Below are 21,299 nucleotides of genomic sequence, written 5' to 3' on the forward strand. Positions count from 1 at the left end.
CCGATTCCGGCGGCAGCCTTCGGAGCCGAAGTTCGGTTTCACGATCTTTTCCGACCACCGCCCCTGCTATTCCAATGTCGTTGAGATGCAGTTTCATTCGCAGTCGGCACGGCTACGCGGACTGTATCCACACCCAGCTATCATCGAGCCTGTCGGCTCCACGAACCACCGAAGCGGTCCATCCGCTCGCATCGAAGACGGAAGGGTACGCGGTTGATGTCCGTCCACGATGCCGTACACCGGGGCGACGTGCCCCCACCGATCGACCTCGCAGGACACATGCGCGAACTCGGCCGGGCATTGCTGCCCGCCGTGATCATTGCCGTGTTGGTCGGTGCAGGCATGTTCTACCTCAGGAGCGAACTCACCGACAAGCAGTACGCCGCGTCGATCGTCGCGGAGATCGAACCTGCCCAAACGCTCGTTCCCGGTGACGCGTTCATCGAGCAGATGCGCGCACCGTTCATCGAATTGGCCACCGATCGCGGCGTTCTCGATCAGGTCCTGGAACAGGTCGACGCCGATATGGACGCGTCGCAACTGGCCTCGAGCGTCGAACTGTCTCCCGGCACCTCACCCGCGCTGCTGACAGTGACCGTGACGACCCGATCTCCCGAACTCGCCGCGGAACTGGCCGAGGCGATGGTGTCGACGATGGCAAGTACGTCCTCCGCCAACGCGATCCGCGACTCGCAGGAACGAACGGCCGAGGGACAGTCCACCGTCGACGCGCAACAGGCTCGGGTGGACGCCCTGCCTGCCGACGATCCGAGTCGACCTGCGGCACTGTCCGAACTGGCCCAACTACGCACCCAGCAGAGCGAACTCGAAGCAGCTGCCAGCGGAGATCGACTGGTCGTGTTGTCGAAACCAGAGCAGAGCACAACTCCGGTCTCACCGAAACCGGTCTCGGAGGCACTCGTCGCAGCTCTGGCTGCACTCATCGTCGCGGCCGAACTGATCGTGTTGCTTCGAGGACGGCTCGGCCGCAAGCCCTCTCGCTCCTGGGCTCGTCGGGTGTCCCGGAAATACGGTGCACACTTCGACCCGGCGACCGGCGACACGGTACCGCCCGTCGTGGCTTCCCGGATCGCTGCCCTCGAGCGTGGCGACCGACCGGCATCGAGAAGTGCGCGACACGCAGCCCCGAAGGGCGACAGCGTGATTCTCGTCCTGGTCGGCGACGGTGCAGTCTTCGAGTCGACGCACGGCGACGGACCGACCACCGGCCACCATCGAGCCACCGCCGAATTCGGCCTGTCGGAGCAGTGGTGGCAGTACACCGAAGTCGGTGACGTCGAGACCGTCGTTGTGCTGGTGTCGAAGCGTGGACGGGACAAGAAGGCAGCAACTGCGGCGCTGCGACGGCTCGACGACTTCGACATTCCCGTACACCTGGTATTGCAGAACAAGAACTCGACCCGACGAGCAGAACAGACCGCGCAGACGATCGCGCCGGAAGGCCAACGCCATGCCAGCTGACAGAATTGCCGTCGTACACGAAAGATTCACGGAGATCGCAGGATCCGAGCACGTCATCGAACAGCTGGCCTTGCACTGGCCCGCTGCCGAAGTGTTCGCACCGATCTCCCGCCCGTCCGGGGTTCCGTCCGGAATCAGCCGCGCGCCGCACACGTCCGCCCTCAATCGGGTGTACAACGCATTGGGCCAACGGTCGTACGCACCCGTTCTTCCGATGATGCCGTTGGCCTTTCGTCGGATGCCGCTGCGCGGTTACGACGCCGTCGTGGTGAGCCATCATGCCTTCGCGACTCAGGCCGTGTTCGCCACCGACTCCCCCGTGATCGCCTACGTGCACAGTCCCGCACGATGGGCCTGGGATCCCGAACTTCGCGCAGGTGAAGGCGGCGGCAGAGCCGGAGCTGCGATACTGACGGCGCTGTCGGCCGTTGCCCGTCGATGCGAGATCGCCGCCGCACCGAAACTGACGACCGTGGTGGCCAATTCGACGGCGGTCGCTCGCCGCATCGATGACTGGTGGGGCCGAGACGACGCCGTGGTGGTTCACCCTCCGGTCGACACCGAGGGTTTCACGCCGGATCCGTCGATCGAGCGTGAGGACTTCTTCCTGCTTGCCGGCCGCCTGGTCCCCTACAAGCGTCCTGACATCGCGGTGCGCGCGGCCGCCGAGGCCGACGTTCCCCTCGTCGTGGCGGGAGACGGCCGTGCAATGAACGCCTGCCGGGAACTGGCCGGACCCAAAACGACCTTCCTGGGACGGGTTTCGCACGAGAAGCTTCTCGAACTGCACCGCACGACGCGCGCCCTGCTGATGCCCGGAGTGGAGGATTTCGGGATAGTCCCGGTCGAGTCCATGGCCACCGGAACACCGGTCATCGCACTGGGAGACGGCGGTGCCGTGGACTCGGTGATTCCCGGTGAGACCGGCTTGCATGTACAGCCGGGCTCCGACGAGGCCGTCATCGCCGGGTTCGCCGAGGCCATGCGCTCGTTCGACCCGGCCGACTACGATCGCGCCGCCATTCGTAGATGGGCGGAAGGCTTCTCACGGGCCAACTTCCGCAGTCGAATGCAGGAGGTCGTCGATGCCGTCCGCTGAGCGTAGTTATCGCTCGACTGCACTGGATCGCGTCTTCGCCGACACCCGGATAGTCACCGCGGTCGGGCCCGTCCGCGGTCTCGACATCGAGCGGACGCGTCGAACGCTCACCGCCGCCGAACACGTCGACGCAGAGCCGCACATCGCGCTGGAACCACGCTCCGATGCGCGACGGTGGCGATACCGCAGCAACATCGCCGGCGACAACGTCACCTCGAGCAGTAGCGGCACCGAAGACCTGGGGCAGATGCTCACCGACATTCGGTCGCGACAGGGTGCTCGTGGTCCACTCGAGGTAATCGTGTTCGACGACCACCTCGCCCTCGACTATTCGCACGGAATCGGGGACGGCCAGATCGGCGTCCTGATGCTGGCGGCATTCTGCGACGATGCCGACGGATCACTGGTTCCCGGGCTCGCCGTAGGCTTGCCACCGAGCACGACATGGAAAGCTCTGTGGCGTCACTACTCTCGACATCCGAAGACGCTGGCGGACTTCTGGTCACTGCGTGCTCGACACCGGCGCGCAGCGAACGGCGGGTCCGGTCCCCGTCGTCGGATCGAGAACTGGGAAGCCGGAAAGGTCAGCCGGGCCGGGTACATGAGCAAAGCCCACGTGGACGAGCTGAAGAACTGGACTGCGGAGAACCTGCCCGGAGCGACCGCTGCGTCGATCTCGATTGCCCTGTGGAGCGCGGCGCTACGAGCAGAATCCGTCGACGTCGACGATCACATCATGGTGTTGTTCAACAGCCGCCGCTATCTCGATCCGGCCCAGCAGGGCGCGCACGGGAATTTTGCCGTCGGTATCCCCCTGCATCTTCCTGCCGACACGACGCCCGTCCGAATCACCGCATCGATGCGCGAGGTGATCGAATCCGGCTGGCCCATCGCGGTACTGGGCATGTCGCATCTCCGCGATGTGGCGTCACGCATTCGGCCGTCTGCACCGTCGCAGGACAAGAAATCGGTCGTCGAGGTACCCGAGACCTTGCGGTTGGCCGTGAGCGACCTCGGGAAAGTGCGGGTGTTCGACCACCTCGACTGGGCCGACGACGGCAGGCCCCCGCAGATGGCCGCGTCGCTCGAACCGGACGGTCCGGACGGCTGCACGATGCTCATCGCCGAAATCGCCGGTGGCCGAACCTATACGGCCTCGTTCTGCAGCAAGATGGTCGATGTGGCCGTCATGGATGCAGCGCTACGCAGAATGTGTGAAGACCCAGTGGCACTGCTCCGCGATGCGTACTGATCCGCCAGAACCACCTTCGCCGCACAGACGGGCCGATACATGACCGACGAATCGACAGTTCTCTTCCTCGCGCACACCGGCCAGGTGTCCGGTGCCGAGAAGGTGCTGCTGGATTTGATCGACGAGGCCACGCGCCGCGGCCATGCCACCGTGATCGCCTGCCCCGCAGGCCCATTGGCAGACCGTCTACCCGACACGACGCGGCACGTCCGCATCGACGAGCTCGGACTGGGTGGGCAACGAGGTGCCGCGCGCGGTATCGCGGCGATCAGGATGGTCGCACGATGGGTCGGGGCGGCGCGCGCCGTGCGCACGATCGCCCGCGCACCGGGCACCGCCACGGTCGTCAACTCGCTGTTCGCGCTTCCGGTGGCGCGGTTTGCGCGGCCCGCTCGCGGGGCGTCGTGGCTCGTCCACGACACGATGACCTCTCTCAAGCAGCGTGTGGTGGTCCGGTTCGCCCGGCCGGCCGTTCGCGTTGCGGTATCGGTGTCCGAGGCCACCGCAGAACCGCTCCGAAAGGCCGGCCTCCCCGTGGTGGTGTCACACAACGGCGTGCCGTGGCCGGTTCCGCGGTTCGGCGGTGCGCTGCACTCTCCGCCGGTCGTCGGGATGCTGGCGTTGTTGACGCCGTGGAAGGGGCACCGCGTGCTGCTCGACGCCGTCGCCATGCTCCCTGACGTCCGAGTCGAATTGGCCGGGGGAAGCTTCCCCGGTGATCGCGAGTACGTCGACGAACTCCGCGCGCGCGCCGCGGAACCGGATCTTGCCGGACGTGTCGAGTTCCTCGGGCACACCGATGCCGAGTCCGCTCTTCGCAGGTGGGATGTCGTCGTGTCGGCCAGTACTTCTCCCGAGGCAGGTCCGTTGTCGGTCTTGGAAGCGATGTCGCACGGATTGCCGGTGATCGGAACCGATCACGGTGGCACGCACGAATTCCTCGCCGACGGTGCTGGAATTCTGGTCGAGCCCGGCAACTCCGATGCTCTCGCTGCCGCCGTCTCGGCGGTGGTCGACGACGCCGATCGACGGCGGCTGCTCGGTGAGGCCGCCCGCTATCGGGTGGCCAGCCGGCACGACATCAGCGAGACACTGCCGGAGCTGTTACACCAATTGACCAGCTGATCGTGCCGCACCGTCGGCCAGAACACGGTGAAAGCCGAACGTCGAGCGGTGCGACTGTGTTTCAATCGACTCCCGATTGGAACGAGGGGGCACTGTGACTCGCGCACTGACGAGGTCCAACGAGCATTACCAATGGGGCATGGGCGTGATGACGTCGCTCGCTGTCACGACGCTCGTCAAGCGGATCGTGTCCGCCGCCGCCCTGGCCATGGCCGTCGTGGTCACCCTCGAGCTGGCGTTCGGGTACGGCGCGACCACCCCCATCCCCTCGATCGTGCAATGGACGTGCATGATCGCCGCATACATCATGGGCGCGTTCTGGTGGTTCGGACCGTGGCCGACGCTCGGGCAAGCCTTCGCCTTCGTCGTCATCGCCGATCTGTCGATCTTCGGAGCCACCATCACCGCGAATTTCGCGCCGGAAGTCACCCTCGGCAAATGCACCTTCCTCATCCCGATGGGAATGTTGGCCGGTTTCTTCTTCGACAAATGGCGACTCGCTGCTCACATCGCCCTGTGCCTGTTGGGAACGTCGATCGTCGCGGTGTACATAGTGCTGGAACGGGATGTGGACACCTTCGTGGCGGTGGTGCTGTGGGCCCCGATCGTGGTGACGCTGACCGGCTTCGTGCTGATGCTGCAGCTCACGACACAGTCGATACGAACCGAATTCGAGTAGTAGCCCGTCAGAACGTCAACAGGACTTTGCTCGATCGGGATGCATCGGCGGCGAGCGCGAACGCGTCGAGGGCGTCTGCCACGGGATACTCCGCGGTGATGACGGGTGCCACATCGAGTGAACCGTCGGCCAGAGCTCGGATCACATCGTCCATCTCGGTGTTGAACCGGAACGACCCGATCAGGTCGATCTCCCGGGTGATGGCCAATGACAGCGGCACCGGCTGAGGCCCGGCCGCAGGCAACCCCACCATGACGACACGACCACCGCGAGCCGTGCCGTCGATTGCAGACGCCAGAGCATGATGGTTGCCCGAGCACTCGAACGTCACATCGGCCTCGACCGCCGCGACTTCCGCCCCGTCTCGGGCGTCGACTGTTCGATGCGCTCCGAGTCGACGCGTCACATCGAGCGCAAAGTCTTCGAGGTCGACCGCGACGATCCGAGCTGCACCGGCTCGGCGAGCGACCGCCACGATGAGGGCACCGATCGGACCGGTCCCGACGACGAGAACCGTCTTGCCGGACACCGCCCCAGCACGCTCGACGGCATGCCATGCGATGCTCGCCGGCTCGGCCAACGCAGCAATTCTCAGATCCAGACCGTCGGGCAACACTCTGAGCATTCGTGTCGGGACGGCGACGTGACCGATGAACAGACCGTCGTCGTGCGGTACCTGCGCGGCGCTTCCCATGTAGCGGCATCCGGGAGACAGGTTCGGACGATCGACCGGGTACTTCGCGCCGGTGGCGGCGGGTGTCGCCGGATGGACGGTGACCGGGGTGCCTTCACCGGGGCCAGTGCCGTCTCCTGCGCGCCGAACCACGGTGCCCGACGCCTCGTGCCCCAATCGCATCGGCGCCTTCAGTACCGATTGCCCTGCCGCCCCGTGCTTCCAGTAGTGCAGATCGGAGCCGCAGATTCCGCCGTAGGCAATTGCGACGATGGCCTCGTCCGGCGAGGGGTCGGCCACCGCCACTGTTTCGACGCGGATGTCATCGGTGCCGTACGCGATCAGGGCGACCGTTCTGTCGGGCACAGGATTCGGTTCGGTGGTCATCGTGTCGTCCGTTCCGTTCGAGGTGGGCAGGTCAGACCCGGTCGAGCACCGGATCGGTTGCGTTGGCCGGATCGGTCAGATCGCGATCCCGAGTTTCCGGTGCGAAGGATGCGGCGACGAGCACCGAGACCGCCATGATCATCATGTAGACCGCGACCGGGACCCAGGATCCGGAGAACGCGGTGATCAGTGCCGCGCACAGCAGAGGAGCGATTCCGCCGCCGAAGACGGACGCGAACTCGCGGCCGAGAGTGACTCCGGCGTACCGGTATCGAGCCCCGAAGATCTCCGGGAAATAACTCATCGTGACACCGACGGCCCCCTGGCACGCCAGGATGAATCCGATGATCATCACCAGGGTGATCAGTACGTGCGAACCGGTACTGAGAGCCATGAACGTGGGAACCGGAAGAACGACGAGCAGGCTGACGATACCGATGTACACGGGCTTACGACCCACCTTGTCCGACAGCCATCCGAAGCCCCAGGCCGCGATACCGCCGCAGATTGCGCCGATGAGCAGAACCTTGGGTATGAACGTGGGATCGACGCCGATGTCGTTCTTCATGTAGGAGGCCATGAACACCTGGTACGTGTAGGACTGAGCGCTGATGCCGACGGTCATGAACATGACGATGAACAGCGGTCGCTTGCCGTTGGTGAACACTTCCTTCACCGGTGCCTTGGGTCGCTCCTGTGCTGCCTTCAGTTCCTGGAACACCGGTGACTCGTTGAGCTTGCGCCTGATGATGAACGCGGCCACGGTGACCAGGATGCTGCTGAGAAACACCATCCGCCAGCCCCAGGACATGAGCTGATCGTCGGGGAGCAACTGGGCGAGGATCCAGGCGATGGCTCCGAGAGCGGTGCCGAGCGCCGCGCCGGTCATCACAAGAGCGGCCAATCTGCCACGCTTTCCGATCGCGGCCGCTTCCGTCAGAAGCGTTGCGCCACCTGATTGTTCGGCACCAGCGCCGAAGCCCTGAAAGAATCGACACAGGACCAGCAAGACCGGGGCCAGTAGTCCCACTGCTCGAACGTCGGCAGCAGACCGATCGCCATGGTAGCGCCGCCCATCAGCATCAGCGTGGCGACCAGAACCCACTTGCGCCCGAGCCGGTCACCGTAGCGTGAGAAGAACAGTCCACCCAGTGGCCGGGCGAGGAAGCCGACGGCGTACGCGCTGAAGCTGGCAATGATGCCGGCCGCCGGGGAGATGTTGGGAAAGAACAACTTGTTGAAGATCAGCGCGGACGCTGTGCCGTAGATGACGAAGTCGTACTGTTCGAGTGTGGTTCCGATGAGACCGGCCCACGCTGCGCGTCGTACGGCGGACGGATCATGTTGGGCCGGAGCGATTCTGGGAGAATCTGCCGGTTCTGTGGTCGTGTCCATGGTTGTCCTCGGGTGAGTTTCGGCTTCGGCCGAACGAAGGAAGGAGAATGGGTCAGTCGAGTGCGGTCGGAGATGCCGTGACGACGGGGCGGAGCGAAGAACTCGCCGCTTCGACGGCTGCAGCCATCGGACCGTGACGGACAACAGTATCCATGAATTCCGCTGTGCGTGTGATGAATTCGGGAAACTGCGCCAACTCGATGGGGAGTATGTCGCCGCGTTCGAGAACCGAGCGGACGAAATCCTCACTGGACGCTGCCGAAGCGGCAAGTCCTGCCAAACGCGCACGTGCAGGGTCGGCCATCGCATGCGCGTGCGGGCCCGGGTCGAAACCGTCGGGCGGGCACACGCAGCAGAGATAGGCGGCGATGGTCAAGGAAAGGTGTTGCGGTACAACAATGTTCCGTAGGTGGTGGAGCGCTGGGTCCGGGATCCTCTGCGCGAGCTTCGCCGAGCCGTCCGAACCGACCTGCGCGGTCTTGTGCCCCGGAGCGGAGTTGGACCACCGCACGAACAGCTGGGCGATGTAGTCGTCGATATCCACCCAGTCCGGAACGGGCACGGTCGGGAGGTATTCGTCGACCAACACCGCTCGAGCTGCGGCCTCCACGAACGGGCGACCGGTCGAGTCCGGAATTGTCGCGCGACCGTCGAGTGCGCCGAGATAGGCAATGAGAGAGTGGGTTCCGTTGAGCAGTCGAACCTTCATCAGTTCGTACGGTTCGACATCCTCGGTGAACACGGCACCACCGGCTTCCCAGCGGGGACGTCCTGCGGCGAACTCGTCCTCCATCACCCACATCGTGAACGGCTCCGCCGGCACGGCAATGGTGTCCACAGCGCCCAGCTCGGCGGTGGACTCGGCGTCGTACAACGCACTGCTGGACGGAACGATGCGATCGACCATGGAGTTGGGGAACGTCACCGCCGCCGCCAGCCACTCGAGCACGTCGTCCGCACCGCAACGGTCCAAGAACTGACGCACGAGTACAGCGGTGCGATCACCGTTCCCCAACAGGTTGTCACAGCTGGCCACGGTGATGGGAGCCCCGTGCGTTCGTGCCCGCATCGCCAGAGCCCTCGCGAGCTGCCCCACCGTGGTCGTCGGCGTTTCCGGCCGCTGCAGGTCCTGTTGCACTGCAGTCGATTCGAGGTCGAGGGAGCCCGTCCGGGACGACAGCGTGTAGCCCAACTCGGTGACGGTGATCGTCACGATTCGGACGTCCTCGTCCGCAATGGCCCGTACGACGGCGGCGGGGTCGTCGGCGGCGACCATGGCTCCCGTGTGCGCTCCGGGCACGCTCACCCTTGAACCCGACGGCGATATCTCGACGACGCCGTAGAGCAGTTCCTGAGCGAGCATGGCATCGACAATCGTCCGAGATCTGTTCGCTACACCCAGAATTCCCCACGAGCCGCCGTCCTGTGCCAGTGCCGCAGCGGTGTACACGGCCTGATGCGCGCGATGGAAGTTGCCCAGCCCCAGATGGACGATTCCGGTGCCGTCCGGTCGTGCTGGGACGGCCCCCGAGCAAGCGAGTGCCGAACGAGACAGTCTGGATTCGCTCATCTCGTCACCAGTCCGTCATCGAGCCGTCGAGGCGGCGAGCGACGGGGAGATACGCGGGCTCGTACGGGTACCGCGCCGCCAACGACTCGTCCATGTCGACGCCGAGGCCGGGGGCGTCACCGGGGGTCAGGTAGCCGTCGGCGAACGACCATGCGTGTGGGAACACCTCGTCGACCAGTGGGTCGTAGCCCATGAATTCCTGAATGCCGAAGTTCGGAGTGGCCATTCCGAGGTGCACGCTCGCGGCGAGGGTGATCGGCGAGACGTCGGAGGGCCCGTGCGGTCCGCAACGAACCTGGTGTACCTCGGCCAGCGAGAAGATCTTTCGGACATGACTGATACCGCCGGCATGCGCGATGGCCACCCGAATGAAATCGATCAGCTTCTCGGAGATCAACTGCTGGCAGTCCCAGATGGTGTTGAACACTTCACCGATCGCGAGCGGGGTCGTGGTGTGGTGACGCACCAGCCGCAGGGCGCTCTGATCCTCGGCGGTGGTGACGTCCTCGAGCCAGAACAGATCGACGTCCTCGAGCGACTTGCCCAGTCGCGCAGCCTGTTGCGGTGTCAGCCGGTGGTGCGCGTCGTGCAACAGCTTGAGCTCGGATCCCACGTGGTCACGCACCGCTGCGAGCACCCCGGGAACGTGATTGAGATACGCATCGGTATCCCAGACCTCTTCGACGGGAACGGCACCACGGCCTGCGGGTTCGTATCCCTGCGCGCCTCGGTGCACTCCGTACACGGACTCCAGGCCGGGAACACCTGATTGGGCCCGCACGGCGCGAAAACCCTGCGCTCGACGTCGATCGACGGAATCGATCAATTCCGACGTGTCCCAGCCGGTGGCGTGGGTGTACGAGATAATGCGGTCGCGGACGGCTCCGCCGAGCAGCTGGTAGACGGGTTGCCCGAGGGATTTGCCCTTGATGTCCCACAAGGCGAGGTCGACGGCGCCGATCGCGGCCATCGTCACCGGCCCACGGCGCCAGTAGACACCGCGATAGAGGTACTGCCAGGTGTCCTCGATGCGTGCGGGATCCCGGCCGATGAGAAGCGGCGCGACATGATCTCGCAGGTACGACGCCACCGCGAGTTCCCTGCCGTTCAAGGTCGCGTCGCCGTAGCCGACGACTCCGTCTGCGGTGGTCACTTTCAGCGTGACGTAGTTGCGCGTGGGGCTGCAGACGATGACGTCCGCAGCGACGATCGTGTCGGTCACGAGTGCTCTGCCTTCTCCGTGAAGTTCTCCCCGGCAACGACATCGGTCAGCGGTTCGCGCGCGGCGAGTCGACCGATGTTGGCGGTGATGTCGTCGACCCGGCCCTCGAAGGTTTCGCGTGTGATGCCGGACGAATGAGGTGTCATCAGGATGTTGGGCAGTGTGTGGAACGGATGCCGCGAAGGAGCACCGATGCCGTCGGCCGACGGGTAGTCGTACCAGACGTCGATGGCGGCGCTGCCGAGCGATCCGGCGGACAGCGCGTCGAACAGTGCATCCTGCTGCACGAGGGGGCCGCGCCCGACGTTGATCAGCACGCCGTCCGGTCCGAGAGCTGCGAGTTCGGTGTCGCCGATCATGCCGGTGGTGCGCTCGTTCAGTGGTGCGGACACCACGACGACATCTGCTTCGGTCATCAGGTCGGACAGACGATCGGTCGATGCGGCCCAGGCCAATCCGTTCTCGGCAGCGTTCACCGATCCGCTTCCTGTGACCGCGATGCCCCGGCAACCGAAGGCCCGCAGCAACTGCCACGACTGCGCACCGATATGACCGAAGCCCACGAATCCCACCGTTGCCGAACCCAGCGAAGTCGACTGCCGAAGCGTGCGGTCGTACACCGGTGACGCCCACCGATCCTCCCGCATGAGGCGGTCCTGGCCGAGAAACCCGCGCCGGAGCACGACGGCGGTGGCTACGACGTATTCGGCGATCGAGCGTTCGTGGTGAAAAGTGTTGGCCACCAATGTCCGAGCGCTCAGGTCGTCGAAGGAAACGCCGTCCGTGCCTGCCCCCGCAACGTGCACCAGCTGCAGATCGGGTGCCGCCTCCGCCAGAACGGCCGGGAACTTTCCGCCGACATACACGGTCGCATCGGCGATGTCCGCGACGAGTGCATCGACGTCGAACTTCTCGTGCCACGACAGCTCGATATCGGAGGCGACTCGGCTCTCGAAGCGGCCACGATGCGGTAGGAGGTTGGAATCTGCGATGACGACCTTCATTTCGAGTCGTCCTTTCCTGGTGCGAGAGTGCGAATCCGAGCGGGCCCCGATGAGCCGCGGACCACGAGTTGGGTAGGGAGGTGGATGGTTCTGGGCGACGACTCCGGTTCGGCTGCCCGCTGGAACACCAGATCGGAGGACACCAGACCTGCACGGCCCATCGGAACGTTGATACTCGTCAGAGCGGGATGCGCGAGTTCGGCCAGGGGCGAATCGTCGATGCCGATGACGCTGAGGTGTTCCGGTACTGCCAGGCCCATCGACCGGACCCCGTTCATGACGCCGATGGCCATGGGGTCGTTGTGGGTCATGACGGCGGTCGCACCCGTGGCGACGACGCTGGCAGCCGCAGCATGGCCGCCGGCCAAGGTCTCCTGCTGCCACCCCAGTACATCGAGCACGATTCCTCGTGCTGCGCAGAACTGTTCGACGGCGTCGACGCGTCGCTCGTTGGACCACGATTGCGGTGATCCCTGGACGTACGCGAGATGCGTGTGACCGAGAGCTGCCAGGTAATCGACGGCCTGCCGGATACCGTCCTCGGAATCGGCCACGACACAATCGCATTCGCTGGAGGATCGGTTGACCAGCACCAGCGGTGTGTCGCCCGCCAGCTGCACGATGTCCTCGGCCGGTAGTCGTGGAGCACAGACGATCAGAGCGTCGACTCGGCCCTGCAGGTCACCGATCACTTCACGCTCACGGTCTGCGCTTCCGTCGGTGTCGGTGAGGACGATGGTCTGTCTGCGATGCCAGCCCTGCGCTTGCGCGGACTTGACGAAGCTGGCGAAGACGGTGTGGCCGATGTCGGGTACCACGACTGCGACCGTCGTCGCCGAGACGCGGGTGTCGGAGGAGCGCCCCGAGGCCGCGACATAGCCGATCTGGTCGGCGACGGCGATGATCCGAGCCAACGTGTCCGCCCCGATTCGATCCGGGTTGCTGAAGGCGCGCGATGCCGTCGACAGCGACACACCTGCTCGTTGTGCGACCTGCGTGAGCGTGGGTGCCACGGTTCACCTCCTGGGATCTTTGTGATGCCGAGCACAACGATGGCAGAAGTTGCGCAATATTGTCAACGCCTTGCGCAACAGAGGCCCGGGCGTACTGGGTCCGCGGTTTGACACACTCGACTTCGACCACGTCCGCACAGAGGGAGACTCACCTTGCGCACCTTTACGCACCCCCAGACCGGCACAACCGTGTCGAGCATCGTCCTCGGGTTCATGCGCATCCTCGACCTGGACGACGACAGGATTCGCAGGTTGGTCGACACCGCCCTGGACGTGGGAGTGACCGTCTTCGATCACGCCGACATCTACGGCGGCAGACCCCACGGGTGCGAGGAGCGCTTCGGACAAGCGGTGACACTCACTCCGTCGCAGCGTGAGCGCGTCAGCATTCAGAGCAAGGTCGGCATTCGCGACGGCTATTTCGACTTCTCGGAAGACCACATCGTGTCGACCGTCGAGGGTTCGCTCTCGGCTCTCGGCGTCGATCATCTCGACACCCTGCTGCTGCATCGACCGGACAGCCTGGTCGAGCCCGACGAGGTCGCGGCGGCATTCGACACACTGCACACGTCGGGCAAGGTGCTCGGTTTCGGCGTCTCGAATCACACTCCCGGTCAGATCGAATTGCTCGAAACGGCAGTCACACAACCACTTCTGTTCGATCAAGTGCAGTTGAGCGTCGTCCATTCGCCGCTGATCGCTGCGGGCCTGACCGCCAACATCGGCGCGCTGGACCAGTCGGTGAATCGTGACAACGGGTTGCTCGACTACGCGAGGGCACGCGGCATCACCGTGCAAGCGTGGTCGCCACTGCAGAGCGGGACCTCGTCGGGTGTGTTCGTCGGAGATCGCGAGAATCACCCTGCCCTCAACGATGCGCTCGACGACATTGCCGGCCGATACGACACGACACCGTCCGCGATAGCGGTCGCGTGGATAACACGCCACCCGGCCGACATTCAGGTGGTCCTGGGGACCACCACGCCGGATCGGATAGTAGAGGCCGCTACGGGGTCGGACATCCGCCTGACCAGGGCGGAATGGTACGGCCTGTTCCGCGCAGCGGGTCACACATTGCCCTGATGCCGGGCATCGAACTGCGTTACCTTGCCGTTACCAAGTAGCGACGAATCCGTGATGTTGCAGGCTCGGTTCGGTGATGTTGCGCTGTCAGGATTACGGGACAGCGTGCACCGGAACCTGCAGCCCTCGGGTTCCACACCGAGCACGCCGGTTCGATAGGCCACCCGAACTGAGAGGTTCGCACCGTGACTGTTTCCGATTTCACCGATGTTCGCTCCACCGCCCCCGCTCGACGCCACTCGATCGGTATCGAGTCCTACTCCCCCGATCTGACCGTTGTTCGCGCCGTCGGCGAGCTGGACATGAGTGCACGAGCAGATTTGGTGAACGCCCTCGACGGTGCCCTACGAGGCAATGCAGTTGTGCTGCTGGACTTGTCGGCGGTGGACTTCATGTACTCGGGTGCCGCGAGCGTGATCGTCGATGCTGTCGAACGTTCCGACGGACGCGTCGAGGTCTTCGCTCCTACCCGGCCGGCGCGCCGGGTGCTCGATGCGGTGGGTGCGAGCTCCATTGGGGAAGATCCCTCCGCGCGCTGATTCGCAAGGTTTGCGTGCCGGTACAACCGGCAAACCTCGTGTGGACAGCGACTCCAGTCGGTAACGACCGTGAATCGTCTCGAGAACTGGGGCGGCTTTGGTTTTGCCGCAACGGGTCCTCTTCACACGAGGCAAGGATCGACAATGTCCGACCAGTTCACCAAGAGCGACCCCACCACTGCTTTCTCCATGCCCGATCGGGACGACCAGCCCGAGCTCGAGCATCCGGGATTGACTCGCGACATGGTCACCGCACCGGATCACGGCGAGAAGTCGTACCGGGGTTCGGATCGGTTGCACGGCCGAAAAGCGTTGATCACCGGTGGTGATTCCGGGATCGGACGAGCGGTGGCGCTGGCATTCGCGCGAGAAGGTGCCGATGTCGTCATTGCTCATCTCGAATCCGAGGGCCCCGATGCCCAAGCGACCGTCGACCTGATCGAAGCCGCTGGACGGTCGGGCCGAGCGATCGCCTGCGACCTCACCGACGAAACGCAGTGCACCAAGTTGGTCGACACTGCCGTGGAGGTTCTCGGAGGCCTCGACATCGTCGTCAACAACGCCGCGTTATAGATGGCCCAGATGGGCGGCATCGCCGATATCACCACCGACCAGTTCGACCGTGTGCTCAAGACCAACTTGTATGCCTTGTTCTGGATTTCGAAGCACGCCGCCGCCGTCATGGGTGCGGGCTCCACCATCATCAACACCACCTCGATTCAGGCATCGAATCCGTCACCGGAGTTGCTGGACTACGCCACCACCAAGGCAGGCATCGTCGCATTCACCAAGGGCCTGGCCGGCGACCTCGCCGGCCAGGGCATTCGAGTCAATGCCGTTGCGCCCGGACCTATTTGGACTCCCCTGATTCCTGCGACCATGCCTGCCGAGAAGTACGGCGAGTTCGGCGAGACGGTTCCGTTGGGCCGCCCGGGCCAGCCCGCGGAATTGGCTCCGGCCTACGTTTTCCTGGCCTCGAACGAGTCCAGCTACATCACAGGCGAGACCATTGCGGTCACCGGGGGCACCCCGTTCAACTGATCTCGGGGTCTTCGGACTTCGGTGCCCGCCACGCCAACAGCACCCCGTCTCCTTCGGGTCGCCGCCATGGCAGGAAGAGCGCCACAGCGATCGCGCATGCCATGGCGGCCCCGACGGTGACGAACGACGCGAGCTGAAATCCCTCCAGAGACGCGGCTTTCATCGCATACACGAGCTCCGCCTTCTGCGTCGCGAAGATCGGGTTGGTCGGCGCTTTGACGATTTCGATGACGCTGACGACGGTCTCCCGGGCAAAGGCCTTCTGGTAGGGCTCCATGATTGCATCGGGAATGGCGTCGATTCGGGGGCCCACTTTCGTGGTGTAGATCGACGCGACGATCGAGCCCAGCACCGCGACGCCGAGTGTTCCACCCACCTCACGGGTGGTGTCGTTCACCGCCGAGCCCGCACCTGCTTCGTCGAGCGTCACCGACGACATGATGGATTCGGTGGCCGGGCCTTGCACGATCGCCAACCCGAGGCCCATCAAGATCATCGAGACGACGACCGGTCCCAGGTACGGCGTTTCGACCTCGACCTGGCCCGCAATGAACATGCCGATGCTCATCACGACGAGTCCGAAGACGATGACGGCTGTCGTTCCTATTCGCTGCCCGATCAGTGTGGCCATTGGTGCTCCGACCGCGATGGATACTGCGAACGGCAGTGAATGAACGCCGAACTGCAACGGCGTCAGTTCCATGACACCCTGAAAATACTGGGTGATCATGAACAGGAAGCCGAACATACTGAAGTACCCCACAGCAATGGCCAAGGCGGGCAGCGAGAATCGTCTGATTCGGAACAGATTCAGGTCCAGTACCGGAGACGGTGTTCGCAACTCCCACCACACGAACGCAGCAAGCGCGACGCATCCGGCGATGTAGCCTCCGATGCTCGCCGGTGACAACCAACCGTTGTGCGGCGCTTCGATGATCGCCCACACCACGACCGTGATGCCCGTCAACGACAGCACGATTCCGACAGGGTCGTACTTGCCCACATGTTCGGCTCTCGACTCCGGAACGCAGGCCAGTGCGGCCAACAGAACGAGCAGGGCAACCGGAACATTGATCCAGAACACCGAATGCCACGAGAAGTGCTCGAGCAGAAAGCCGCCCGCTGTCGGACCGATGGCGATGGCGAAACCTGCCATCGCCGTCCACGCTGCGATGGCCAGCGCTCGCTCTTTGGCGTCGGTGAAGATATTGATGATGAGAGCCAACGTGGCCGGAAAGACCGCCGCCGCACAGACTCCCATCGCGGCGCGGGCGGCAACGACCTGCCCGAGGTCGGCGGCGACCGCGCCGCCCACCGACATCAGCGCAATGCCCGCCAGGCCGATGATCATCACCTTCTTGCGCCCGTATCGGTCTCCGAGGTGGCCGAAAGCAAGCAGCAATCCCGCGAACGTCAGCGTGTAGGCGTCGACCACCCACTGCAAGCCGCTGATGTCGGCGCGTAGCTGTAGCCCCATCGACGGCAGGGCGACGTTGACGACGGTGTTGTCCAATACGACGAGCAGCTCCGCAGCGCAGATCACGAGTAGAGCCAGATATCGGCCGCGAAGCTTCGTACCCTCTACGCGGTGTCGAGAAGTGGTGAGTGACGGCATGAGATCCCCTCCGGCTATGACGGTCGACATAGTTCCTGAAGGGAAAGTAGCTGTAACTCTGCGTTATAGCAATAGGTGCTATCGGGAACTCTGCCCACCCGCTGCGTCCAGGACCGCGTCGAGCAGAGCCAACAACTCTCCCTCGGTCCGATCCAGCGCGGTGGTCGATCGCTGCGCTTTCGCCACGATCAGCGCACCCTCGATCGCCGATATGGAGAACGTCGCGAGCGCCTGCGCCCGCTCTCTCGTCAACCCGTGCTGCCAGAGCGATGCGGCGATCGTGTCTTCCCACGACGAGAACGACTCACCAGCCGCGGTGACGGCACCGGGGGCATTCGCCCCCTCGAGTGCGGCAGGAGCAATGGGGCAACCGGACACGAAATCGGTGCTCGACAGTTCACTGCGAAAGCCCTCGATGATCGCGCGCACCGTCGCCGCCGGCCCGGCCTGGGCCAACCCCTCGGAGATCATGGCCCCCATCACCGCGCCGGCCGTTCGCGTGGCCTCCTCGACCAGTTGAGGCTTGCCCCGTGGAAAGTGGTGATAGATCGAGCCTCTCGGCGCACCTGCGTGCTCGATGACGTCGGCCAACGAAGTCGCTTCGACTCCGCGCTGCCGAAACAACTGCGCGGCACTGCGCAGCATGTCCTCACGAGCACTGCTTCGATTCGCCATCCATCACCTTTCCGAACACGATCATTGGCGTGACACCGAGTTACATCTACAGTCGCGTGTGACTATGACGGCAATCATATCCCGTCACGCTATCGCTGAACCGGAGTCACGCCATGCCCACCGAGACCGACGTCGTCGAACTGAGCACCCCGCTCCCACTCCCCTGCGGGCAGACCCTTCCGAACCGCGTGATGAAAGCGGCCTTGAGCGAGGGCTTGGGGACTGCCGAGCACGCACCCGACACCCGGCTCGAAACGCTGTACCGCCGTTGGGGCGCGGGTGGCTACGGACTGGTAGTGACCGGCAACGTGATGGTCGACCGATCTCACCTGGGCGAACCCGGCAACGTCGTCATCGAAGACGACCGCGACCACGATGCGCTGGCGCGCTGGGCGAAATCGACCTCCGACGGTGGCGTCCCCATCTGGGTACAACTCAATCACCCTGGCAAGCAGGCCAATCCGATCGTCACCCGTGCCACGCCCGTCGCCCCGTCTGCCATCGCGTCCGGCGTACCCGGGCTACCGACACCGCGTGCGTTGAGCGAGAACGAGATTCGAGACATCATCGACAGGTTCGCCCTGGCCGCGTCGGTAGCGGAGGCGGCCGGCTTCGATGGAGTGCAACTCCACGGTGCCCACGGATACCTGGTGTCTCAGTTTCTCTCACCCCTGTCGAACCGACGCGAGGACGCGTGGGGCGGAGACCTCGACGGCAGGATGCGATTCGTTCTTCACGTCGTGCGCGCCATCAGAGCGGCCGTGTCCCCCGGCTTTGCAGTGGGAATCAAACTGAACTCTGCAGACTTCCAGCGCGGCGGATTCAGCGAAGAGGAATCTCGCATCACCGTCGAGCATCTCGTCGAGGAAGCGATCGATCTGATCGAAATCAGTGGCGGCAGCTACGAATCACCCGCGATGATGGGCACCTCCAGCACTCGCGATCGCGAAGCCTACTTCTTGGAATACGCCCACACGGTGCGCGACGCAGCCGGGAGCGTTCCACTTGCAGTGACCGGCGGCTTCCGCACCCGCTCGGTGATGAGTGCGGCCGTACGATCGGGAGAGTGCGACGTCGTCGGTCTCGGTCGCCCGACTGCTCTCGCCCCGGCAGTAGCCCGTTCACTGGTCGACGGCTCACTGGATCGGGTCGAGACTCCGCTCGTCTCCCTGCGAGTTCCGTCGAAAGCTGGTGCTTTCAAACAGATCAACGGCGCTCTGGACTTGCAGTGGCACACCGACCAACTGCAGCTCATCGGCGACGGAAAGCAACCCGATTCGGGACGCCCCGCCTGGCGAACGGCGATTGCAATGGTGCAGCGCAACGGCTGGGACGCGTTTCGTAGTCGGCGCGCCGGGGGCACCACGACAGCGTCCGCCGCAGCTGCGAAGTTCCGCCGGGAGCGGTGGATCGGAAAGCACGTCGCCAACCCGCTCGTGAACGGGCTGGCATCCGTCGGAGTCAGAACATCGCTGGTCACCGATATCGAGACCGTGGGCCGTCGATCCGGTCTGCGCCGACAGGTACCGGTCTCTGCGTCGTTCGACCGGGCGGGAGCGTGGGTGATCTCCCAGCACGGAACCAGATCCGGTTGGGGAGCCAACATCGGCGACGAGCCGCGTATCAGGATTCGCGTCGGCGATCGCTGGCGAGCGGGCACAGCTACGTTCGTGCCCGAGGACGACGTCAGTGCGCGAGCGCGTTCCTTTTCCGCGAACCCACTGTTCGGGCGGCTCATCGGCGCAGGTTTTCGCGCCCTCCAGACCGACCCGATATCTGTTCGGATCGATTTCACCGATTGACAGGATGAGTGCTCGACGGTGGATCGTCGCACGACGCATAATGACCCGATGGCACCGATACCCACGGGCACGCTGCGCGAGACCGAGACCGGCTACGCCCTCGAGCTGAGCCGAACCGTCGCCGCGTCACGAGAGGATGTGTGGGCCAGCCTCACCGAATCCTCTCGGACCGCGTTGTGGTTCGGGCCCTGGGAACGGGTGACGGACGACAGCATCCGCGTCACCATGATCTTCGAGGACGGCGAACCCGTCGCCGACATGGCGATCGACGCCTGCGAGCCGCCCCAACGACTGGCCGTCCGTATGTCAGACGAGGGCGGCTGGCCGCTCGAGGTCAGGCTCACCGAGAAGGGCCGCGACACACTCGTCGTGCTGACCCACGGCCTCGACAGCACGGACGGCATCGGCGACATAGGTCCGGGCTGGGAGTACTACCTGGACATGCTGATCGCATCCAGGGACGCCGCACCGCTGCCGAGCTTCGACGACTACTACCCCGCACAGCAGGAGTACTACTCGTCTCTGCGGCCGGAATGACGTCAGTGATTGCGTAGCGCCTCGATCAGCTCTTTCTTGTTCAGCTTGGAGTAGCCCTCCAGGCCGATCTCTTTGGCTCGATCGGTCAGTTCGTCGACGGTCCAGTCCTCGTACGATCCGGACTCGCCGCCCTTCTTGCCTACGTTCTTCCTGCCCTCGTTGGCCGCGGCATTCGAGATGCGCGCCGACTTCTCCTTCGAGTTTCCTTCGTCACGGAGCTTTTCGTACAGATCCTGGTCCTTGAGCTGGGGCTGGTCATCGTTGGTGGGCATGCTGGTCCTCCGTTCGATCGTTTGTACTGATACAACTACCCGGTGCTCCCGCCGGCAAACACACGTGCCTTCTGTCGCTGTGGGGTAGAACAACGAAAGCTGGGTACCTTCGGGACATGCCATACCTGGATCGTGTCGCGGACGTGTTCGTATTGAATCTCGGCACTCGCGACGTCGAGGACACCGAGAACCGGATGGGGCCGGATTGGGTGGCCGAGGTCAACGCTCTGCTCGACGAGGTGGAAGCCAGTAGTGGCCCGACTGCACTGGTCACGACGGCCACCGGCAAGTACTTCTCCACCGGAGTCGACTTGTCCTGGGGTGCCGAGAACCTGGACCAGATCAACCGGTTCATCGGAACGGTGCAGGAACTGCTGGTGCGGTTCTTGACCCTCCCGATGCAGACGGTGGCGGCCATGCAGGGGCACACCTACGGGGGTGCCGCATTTTTCGTCATGGCACACGACTACCGCGTCATGCGCTCCGATCGCGGCTTCCTGTGCTTTCCTGGCGTCAACATCGGTGCCACCTACAGCCCGGGAACAGTCGACATGGTCCGAGCCAAGCTCGCCCCGCACACGTTCCACGAAGCACTGACCACGGGCCGACGCTACGGCGGAGTGGACGCAGCCGCCCTCGGCTTGGTGGACGCAGTGTCCACCGAGGATCGGCTGCGTGACGACGCACTCTCGCGGGCAACGGATTTGATCGGAACCCGCGGCCCCGTCCTCGGCGAAATCAAGCGCACGATGTATGCGAGCGAGATACGTTCGCTGTCCACTCCGGTCGCCGGTGTGGACGAAATGGAATGGGCCGCAAACTGATTCTCGCTCG

The 21,299-nt window shown here is 64.4% G+C and carries 20 protein-coding genes and 1 pseudogene; 11 read left to right on the top strand and 10 right to left on the bottom strand.

The genetic code is table 11. The annotated features are described in order from the left end of the window. Positions 1-216 precede the first annotated feature (216 nt). The 5 genes from AB0P23_RS02160 to AB0P23_RS02180 all read left to right on the top strand — a co-directional run bounded on the left by AB0P23_RS02160 (position 217) and on the right by AB0P23_RS02180 (position 5,637). The gene (locus AB0P23_RS02160) at positions 217-1,482 is read left to right on the top strand and encodes a hypothetical protein (protein ID WP_230593380.1); all 1,266 of its coding nucleotides are present in this window, start codon (positions 217-219) and stop codon (positions 1,480-1,482) included. Next, entirely contained in the window at positions 1,472-2,581 is a 1,110-nt protein-coding gene (locus tag AB0P23_RS02165; protein ID WP_032374485.1) for a glycosyltransferase, read from the top strand. The genes AB0P23_RS02160 and AB0P23_RS02165 overlap by 11 nt, the downstream gene beginning before the upstream one ends. Continuing rightward, positions 2,568-3,833 (top strand): hypothetical protein, encoded by a 1,266-nt coding sequence (locus AB0P23_RS02170; protein WP_363796698.1) that lies wholly within the window; start codon positions 2,568-2,570, stop codon positions 3,831-3,833. The genes AB0P23_RS02165 and AB0P23_RS02170 overlap by 14 nt, the downstream gene beginning before the upstream one ends. A 39-nt stretch (positions 3,834-3,872) precedes the next feature. After that, positions 3,873-4,958 carry a glycosyltransferase family 4 protein gene (locus AB0P23_RS02175; RefSeq protein WP_032368234.1) on the top strand — a complete coding sequence of 362 codons (1,086 nt, stop codon included), beginning with the start codon at positions 3,873-3,875 and terminating at the stop codon, positions 4,956-4,958. Positions 4,959-5,052: 94 nt separating this feature from the next. Continuing rightward, positions 5,053-5,637 (top strand): hypothetical protein, encoded by a 585-nt coding sequence (locus tag AB0P23_RS02180; RefSeq protein ID WP_032390917.1) that lies wholly within the window; start codon positions 5,053-5,055, stop codon positions 5,635-5,637. Positions 5,638-5,644: 7 nt separating this feature from the next. Here the strand turns inward: AB0P23_RS02180 and AB0P23_RS02185 are convergent, their stop codons facing one another. Genes AB0P23_RS02185 through AB0P23_RS02215 form a run of 7 tightly spaced genes read right to left on the bottom strand, consistent with a single transcriptional unit; the run spans position 5,645 to position 12,901 of the window. Beyond that, positions 5,645-6,697: a zinc-binding dehydrogenase gene (locus AB0P23_RS02185; protein ID WP_363796700.1), complete on the bottom strand. Its 1,053-nt coding sequence runs from the start codon at positions 6,695-6,697 to the stop codon at positions 5,645-5,647. A gap of 31 nt (positions 6,698-6,728) precedes the next feature. Further along, positions 6,729-7,727, bottom strand: coding sequence for an MFS transporter (locus AB0P23_RS02190; RefSeq protein WP_363796702.1), 999 nt, complete (start codon positions 7,725-7,727; stop codon positions 6,729-6,731). Continuing rightward, on the bottom strand, positions 7,634-8,092 hold the full coding sequence (locus AB0P23_RS02195) for a hypothetical protein (protein ID WP_363796704.1): 459 nt from the start codon (positions 8,090-8,092) through the stop codon (positions 7,634-7,636). Before AB0P23_RS02195 ends, AB0P23_RS02190 begins: the two co-directional genes overlap by 94 nt. A 52-nt stretch (positions 8,093-8,144) precedes the next feature. Then, entirely contained in the window at positions 8,145-9,662 is a 1,518-nt protein-coding gene (locus AB0P23_RS02200) for a mannitol dehydrogenase family protein (RefSeq protein WP_363796705.1), read from the bottom strand. 4 nt (positions 9,663-9,666) lie between these two features. Continuing rightward, positions 9,667-10,884: a D-mannonate dehydratase ManD gene (gene manD / locus AB0P23_RS02205; protein ID WP_283541605.1), complete on the bottom strand. Its 1,218-nt coding sequence runs from the start codon at positions 10,882-10,884 to the stop codon at positions 9,667-9,669. Then, on the bottom strand, positions 10,881-11,888 hold the full coding sequence (locus tag AB0P23_RS02210) for a 2-hydroxyacid dehydrogenase (protein WP_206498230.1): 1,008 nt from the start codon (positions 11,886-11,888) through the stop codon (positions 10,881-10,883). The genes manD and AB0P23_RS02210 overlap by 4 nt, the downstream gene beginning before the upstream one ends. Then, on the bottom strand, positions 11,885-12,901 hold the full coding sequence (locus AB0P23_RS02215; RefSeq protein WP_206498231.1) for a LacI family DNA-binding transcriptional regulator: 1,017 nt from the start codon (positions 12,899-12,901) through the stop codon (positions 11,885-11,887). The genes AB0P23_RS02210 and AB0P23_RS02215 overlap by 4 nt, the downstream gene beginning before the upstream one ends. A gap of 153 nt (positions 12,902-13,054) precedes the next feature. Between AB0P23_RS02215 and AB0P23_RS02220 the strand changes: the two genes are divergently transcribed. The 3 genes and pseudogenes from AB0P23_RS02220 (at position 13,055) to AB0P23_RS02230 (ending at position 15,564) form a co-directional block, all read left to right on the top strand. Then, a complete protein-coding gene (locus AB0P23_RS02220) occupies positions 13,055-13,984 on the top strand; it encodes an aldo/keto reductase (RefSeq protein WP_363796707.1) in 930 nt (309 codons plus the stop codon). Positions 13,985-14,169: 185 nt separating this feature from the next. Continuing rightward, a complete protein-coding gene (locus AB0P23_RS02225) occupies positions 14,170-14,523 on the top strand; it encodes an STAS domain-containing protein (RefSeq protein ID WP_363796709.1) in 354 nt (117 codons plus the stop codon). Positions 14,524-14,667: 144 nt separating this feature from the next. Further along, positions 14,668-15,564: pseudogene (locus AB0P23_RS02230) on the top strand (SDR family oxidoreductase). Here the strand turns inward: AB0P23_RS02230 and AB0P23_RS02235 are convergent. Beyond that, positions 15,557-17,179: an MFS transporter gene (locus AB0P23_RS02235; RefSeq protein ID WP_363796711.1), complete on the bottom strand. Its 1,623-nt coding sequence runs from the start codon at positions 17,177-17,179 to the stop codon at positions 15,557-15,559. The pseudogene AB0P23_RS02230 and the gene AB0P23_RS02235 overlap by 8 nt on opposite strands. A gap of 78 nt (positions 17,180-17,257) precedes the next feature. Then, a complete protein-coding gene (locus tag AB0P23_RS02240; protein WP_255175952.1) occupies positions 17,258-17,854 on the bottom strand; it encodes a TetR/AcrR family transcriptional regulator in 597 nt (198 codons plus the stop codon). A 113-nt stretch (positions 17,855-17,967) separates the two neighbouring features. Here AB0P23_RS02240 and AB0P23_RS02245 point away from each other — a divergent pair, with 113 nt between their 5' ends. After that, positions 17,968-19,656, top strand: coding sequence for a nitroreductase family deazaflavin-dependent oxidoreductase (locus tag AB0P23_RS02245; RefSeq protein WP_363796713.1), 1,689 nt, complete (start codon positions 17,968-17,970; stop codon positions 19,654-19,656). Positions 19,657-19,704: 48 nt separating this feature from the next. Further along, positions 19,705-20,193: an SRPBCC family protein gene (locus AB0P23_RS02250; RefSeq protein ID WP_037146609.1), complete on the top strand. Its 489-nt coding sequence runs from the start codon at positions 19,705-19,707 to the stop codon at positions 20,191-20,193. 2 nt (positions 20,194-20,195) lie between these two features. Here the strand turns inward: AB0P23_RS02250 and AB0P23_RS02255 are convergent, their stop codons facing one another. Continuing rightward, entirely contained in the window at positions 20,196-20,465 is a 270-nt protein-coding gene (locus AB0P23_RS02255) for a Rho termination factor N-terminal domain-containing protein (RefSeq protein ID WP_027497643.1), read from the bottom strand. 116 nt (positions 20,466-20,581) lie between these two features. Here AB0P23_RS02255 and AB0P23_RS02260 point away from each other — a divergent pair, with 116 nt between their 5' ends. Next, the gene (locus tag AB0P23_RS02260; protein WP_032368246.1) at positions 20,582-21,289 is read left to right on the top strand and encodes an enoyl-CoA hydratase-related protein; all 708 of its coding nucleotides are present in this window, start codon (positions 20,582-20,584) and stop codon (positions 21,287-21,289) included. The last annotated feature ends 10 nt before the right edge of the window (positions 21,290-21,299 follow it).

The sequence above is a fragment of the Rhodococcus sp. NPDC077669 genome (genome assembly GCF_040686915.1).
In the GTDB taxonomy this organism is placed as follows: Bacteria; Actinomycetota; Actinomycetes; order Mycobacteriales; family Mycobacteriaceae; genus Rhodococcoides; species Rhodococcoides fascians.

Bases quoted from the DNA above. Each gene is read 5' to 3' on its own strand.
- AB0P23_RS02160 (WP_230593380.1), top strand. From the start codon at position 217: ATGTCCGTCCACGATGCCGTACACCGGGGCGACGTGCCCCCACCGATC.
- AB0P23_RS02165 (WP_032374485.1), top strand. From the start codon at position 1,472: ATGCCAGCTGACAGAATTGCCGTCGTACACGAAAGATTCACGGAGATC.
- AB0P23_RS02170 (WP_363796698.1), top strand. From the start codon at position 2,568: ATGCCGTCCGCTGAGCGTAGTTATCGCTCGACTGCACTGGATCGCGTC.
- AB0P23_RS02175 (WP_032368234.1), top strand. From the start codon at position 3,873: ATGACCGACGAATCGACAGTTCTCTTCCTCGCGCACACCGGCCAGGTG.
- AB0P23_RS02185 (WP_363796700.1), bottom strand. From the start codon at position 6,697: ATGACCACCGAACCGAATCCTGTGCCCGACAGAACGGTCGCCCTGATC.
- AB0P23_RS02195 (WP_363796704.1), bottom strand. From the start codon at position 8,092: ATGGACACGACCACAGAACCGGCAGATTCTCCCAGAATCGCTCCGGCC.
- AB0P23_RS02200 (WP_363796705.1), bottom strand. From the start codon at position 9,662: ATGAGCGAATCCAGACTGTCTCGTTCGGCACTCGCTTGCTCGGGGGCC.
- AB0P23_RS02210 (WP_206498230.1), bottom strand. From the start codon at position 11,888: ATGAAGGTCGTCATCGCAGATTCCAACCTCCTACCGCATCGTGGCCGC.
- AB0P23_RS02235 (WP_363796711.1), bottom strand. From the start codon at position 17,179: ATGCCGTCACTCACCACTTCTCGACACCGCGTAGAGGGTACGAAGCTT.
- AB0P23_RS02240 (WP_255175952.1), bottom strand. From the start codon at position 17,854: ATGGCGAATCGAAGCAGTGCTCGTGAGGACATGCTGCGCAGTGCCGCG.
- AB0P23_RS02245 (WP_363796713.1), top strand. From the start codon at position 17,968: ATGCCCACCGAGACCGACGTCGTCGAACTGAGCACCCCGCTCCCACTC.
- AB0P23_RS02250 (WP_037146609.1), top strand. From the start codon at position 19,705: ATGGCACCGATACCCACGGGCACGCTGCGCGAGACCGAGACCGGCTAC.
- AB0P23_RS02255 (WP_027497643.1), bottom strand. From the start codon at position 20,465: ATGCCCACCAACGATGACCAGCCCCAGCTCAAGGACCAGGATCTGTAC.
- AB0P23_RS02260 (WP_032368246.1), top strand. From the start codon at position 20,582: ATGCCATACCTGGATCGTGTCGCGGACGTGTTCGTATTGAATCTCGGC.